The 4,045-nt window shown below is 73.6% G+C and carries 3 protein-coding genes; 1 reads left to right on the top strand and 2 read right to left on the bottom strand.

Features of this window, described 5'->3' with window-relative positions; genetic code table 11:
• Positions 1 to 157: 157 nt before the first annotated feature.
• Positions 158 to 1,177 (bottom strand): ROK family protein, encoded by a 1,020-nt coding sequence (locus ACIRP2_RS35445; RefSeq protein ID WP_404257692.1) that lies wholly within the window; start codon positions 1,175 to 1,177, stop codon positions 158 to 160.
• A 176-nt stretch (positions 1,178 to 1,353) separates the two neighbouring features.
• Between ACIRP2_RS35445 and ACIRP2_RS35440 the strand changes: the two genes are divergently transcribed.
• Positions 1,354 to 2,382, top strand: coding sequence for a LacI family DNA-binding transcriptional regulator (locus tag ACIRP2_RS35440; protein WP_404257690.1), 1,029 nt, complete (start codon positions 1,354 to 1,356; stop codon positions 2,380 to 2,382).
• 98 nt (positions 2,383 to 2,480) lie between these two features.
• Here ACIRP2_RS35440 and ACIRP2_RS35435 read toward each other — a convergent pair whose 3' ends face one another.
• Positions 2,481 to 3,779 (bottom strand): DUF6986 family protein, encoded by a 1,299-nt coding sequence (locus ACIRP2_RS35435; RefSeq protein ID WP_404257924.1) that lies wholly within the window; start codon positions 3,777 to 3,779, stop codon positions 2,481 to 2,483.
• Positions 3,780 to 4,045: the final 266 nt, after the last annotated feature.

The raw sequence follows: 4,045 nt of genomic DNA, 5'->3' as shown, positions 1-4,045 counted from the left end.
GGGGTGGGGGGTTGTGGGGGGGGGCGCGGGGGGGGGGGGGGGGGGGGGGGGGGGGGGGGGGGGGCGCCCCCCCCCCCCCCCCCCGCCGATCGGGTGTCGTCGGCGCGTCCGGCGCACCTCGTCGGCGTGTCCGACGTACGAGGGCCTCCCGCCCGGATCACGCCGGGCTCGCGTGCCCCGGCACCGGACCCCGCTCGCTGATGCGGCCCGATCCGGACGGAAGCCCCTCGACCGCCACCGCTCCGCCCCCGCCCCCGCGGATCGCGGCGGCCGCCGCGCCCACCAGTCCCGCATCGGTCCCCATCACCGCCGGGGCCACCGTGAGCTGCCGGACGAAGGAGAGCGTCGCGTACCGGCTCAAGGCATGGCGCAGTGGAGCGAAGAGGATGTCGCCCGCTCCGGCCACTCCCCCGCCGATCACCGCGATGTCGATCTCGACGAGCGTGGCGGTGGCGGCGATACCGGCGGCCAGCGCCTGCGCGGCGCGCTCGAACGAGGCAAGGGCGATCCGGTCCCCGGCGCGCGCGGCGGCGGCCACGGCAGCGGCCGAGGCGTCGCCTTCCGGTCCGGGCCGCCAGCCGGCCTCCAGCGCCCGGCGCGCGATGTTCGGTCCACTGGCGATGCGCTCGACGCAGCCGCGCGAACCGCACGGGCACGGATCGCCGTCCAGATCCACGCTGACGTGACCGATGTGCCCTGCGTTGCCCGTGGGACCGGGGTGCAGCCTTCCTCCGAGGACGAGGCCGCCGCCGACACCGGTCGACACGACCATGCACAGCGCGTTGTCATAGCCTCGGGCCGCGCCCAGCCAGTGTTCGGCCGCCGTCATCGCGACCCCGTCGCCGACCAGTTCGACCGGCAGACCGCCGACCGCCTCGCCGACCCGCTCCACCAGCGGGAAATCACGCCAGCCGGGAACGTTGACGGGGCTCACCGTGCCGGCCGAGGCGTCCACCGGGCCCGCGCTGCCGATCCCGACGGCCCTCGCCCGTCCCCACAGCGGTGATCCGGACAGCTCTGCCAGCACCTCCGCCACGGCCTCCATCACCGTCTCGGCGCTCTCCCGGGCGGGCGTCGGCCGCTGCGCCCGGACGAGGAGCGCGCCGCCGCCGTCCACCAGCGCGGCGGCGATCTTGGTGCCGCCGATGTCCAGCGCGGCGACGAGGTCGGTAAGCATCGGTGCGGCTCCGTGAGTAGGTGGCGGGGACCTGCGGCTTCGGTAAACAGTCTCCCCAGTCTCCATTCAGCTGACAACGTTGTCCAGGGCCTATGCTCGACGGCACAGCCCCCGGCCTCTCCGCGGCACCGCCCGCAAGACCGCCGGACCGCCCGCCGACGACAGGACAGCGCACCGTGGCCGAGACCGCCCGTCACTCCGAGACCCGTTACGGCAACCGGCCGACCATGAAGGATGTGGCCGCCCGTGCCGGAGTGGGCCTCAAGACGGTCTCTCGTGTGGTCAACAGCGAGCCCGGGGTCACGCCCGACACCGAACGCCGGGTCCAGGAAGCCATCGAGGCACTCGGCTTCCGCCGGAACGACAGCGCACGGGTCCTGCGCAAGGGCCGCACCGCCTCGATCGGCCTGGTCCTGGAGGACCTCGCCGACCCCTTCTACGGGCCCCTGAGCCGCGCGGTCGAGGAGGTCGCCCGTGCGCACGGCGCGCTGCTCATCAACGGGTCGAGCGCCGAGGACCCGGAGCGTGAGCAGGAGTTGGTGCTCGCCCTGTGCGCGCGCCGGGTGGACGGGCTCATCGTGATTCCGGCGGGCGACGACCACCGGTATCTGGAACCGGAGATAAGGGCCGGCATCGCCACCGTCTTCGTGGACCGGCCGGCCGGTCGGATCGACGCCGACGTGGTCCTCTCCGACAGCTTCGGCGGCGCCCGCGAGGGCGTCGCCCATCTGATCGCGCACGGCCATCGCCGGATCGGCTTCATCGGCGACCAGGCCCGCATCCAGACCGCGACCGAGCGGCTGCGCGGCTATCAGGCGGCCATGGCGGACGCCGGGACGGCGGTCGAGGATTCCTGGGTCTCCCTCGGCTCGACCGACCCCGGCCGGGTCCGCGCCGCCGTCGAGGAGATGCTCTCCGGTCCCGAACCCGTCACCGCGCTCTTCGCGGGCAACAACCGGGTCACGGTGACGGCGGTGCGTGTCCTCGCCGAGCAGGAACGCCGGATCGCCCTGGTCGGCTTCGACGACATCGAACTGGCCGACCTGCTCGGCATCACCGTCATCTCGCAGGACGCCGCCGCGGTCGGCCGCACCGCCGCCGAGCACCTCTTCCACCGCCTGGACGGCGCGGACCACGCCCCGGCGCGCGTCGAGATCCCCACCACGCTCATCCCCCGCGGCTCGGGCGAACTGCCGCCCGCCTGACCGCCGGGCACCGCCGCCGAGCGACCGGTCCGGCAGGGGCGGGACCCTCGCGTCGGACGGCCGTTCGGTCGGCTTTGCGGCCGGTGTGCGCTCCGCCGTTACGGCGCGGTCACCGTGAGCCCGCCCCGGCGCGGCGACGCGAACGCGTCCAGGTCCGCGCGCGTCAGCCCGGTCAGACGGGCGACCTCGGCGGTGTCCAGGGCGCCGCAGTCGATGCCGCGCAGGAGGTAACCGCTGAGCGCCTTGGCGGTGGCGGGTTCGTCCATGACGTCGCCACCGGCCTTGGCCACGTACGCCGCAAGGCGTGCGGCGGCCTGCTCCAGGCCCTCGCGGTAGAAGGTGTAGACGGCCGCATAGCGCGTGGGCAGGTGACCCGGGTGCATGTCCCAGCCCTGGTAGTAGGCGCGGGCCAGGGCGCGGCGGGTGAGGCCGTAGTGAAGCCGCCAGGCCTCGTGCACCTGGTGGGTGGGACCGACCGGAAGGACGTTGGTGGAGCCGTCGGACACCCGCACGCCGGTGCCTGCGGCGGCGACCTGCATGACGGCCTTGGCGTGGTCGGCTGCCGGGTGGTCGCTGGCCTGGTAGGCGGCGCTGACGCCGACGCAGGCGCTGTAGTCGAAGGTGCCGTAGTGCAGACCGGTGGCACGCCCCTGCGCTGCGTCGATCATGCGGGCGACGGCGGCGGTGCCGTCGGCGGCGAGGATGGACTGGCTGGTCTCGATCTGGATCTCGAAGCCGAGTCGGCCGGCCGGTAGGCCGTGCGCGCTCTCGAACGCTTCGAGAAGCCGGACGAAGGCGGTGACCTGCTCGGGGTACGTCACCTTGGGCAGGGTCAGGACCAGCCCGTCGGGCAGCCCGCCCGCCTGCATCAGACCGGTGAGGAAGACGTCCGTGGTGCGGATGCCGCGGTCGCGCACGGCCGCCTCCATGCACTTCATCCGGATGCCCATGTACGGGGCCGCCGTACCGTCCCGGTACGCCTCCGAGACGAGCCGGGCGGCGCGGGCCGCGTCCTCGTCCTCCTCGGCGTCGGGGCGGGGACCGTAACCGTCCTCGAAGTCGATGCGCAGGTCCTCGACGGGCTCGCGCTCCAGCTTGGCGCGCACCCGGTCGTGGACGGGCGCGGCGAGTTCGTCCGGGATGCCGAGGGCCGCGGCGAACGCGCCCGCGTCGGGGGCGTGCTCGTCGAGGGCCTGCAGCGCCTGGTCGCCCCACGAGCGAATGGTGCCGGAGGTGAACGTGTCGCCGGGGACGTAGACCGTGTGGACCGGCTGGCGCGTCCCCGGGTCCCCGGGATAGCGACGGGCGAGCTCGGCGTCGACCGCGGTGAGAGAGGCGCTGATCTCCTCGCTGACCGCACCGGCGAGGCTCCTTGCCACCTTCTCCTGCTGACCCATCTCCACACCCTCCACAGTCACGTTGTTTCCGCTTCCCGGAATCAACAATCCGTATAGTGAAGTTATAAGGCCGTCGGATCTGCGTCAATGGTGATCGAAAGCGGTCCGGGGCCGTGTGGTGAGTACACACCACACGGCCCCGGACCGTCGGGACGCTGTCGGGGACGGAGGGGTCAGCCCTTGCGGGACTCGACCTCGTCGGTGAGCTGGGGCACGACCTGGAAGAGGTCGCCGACGACGCCGTAGTCGACGAGGTCGAAGATCGG

The sequence above is a fragment of the Streptomyces sp. NPDC101194 genome, from assembly GCF_044767885.1.
Taxonomy (GTDB): domain Bacteria; phylum Actinomycetota; class Actinomycetes; order Streptomycetales; family Streptomycetaceae; genus Streptomyces.
Note: the sequence above shows the minus strand (reverse complement) of the source record. Positions and strands in the feature narration are given on the sequence as shown.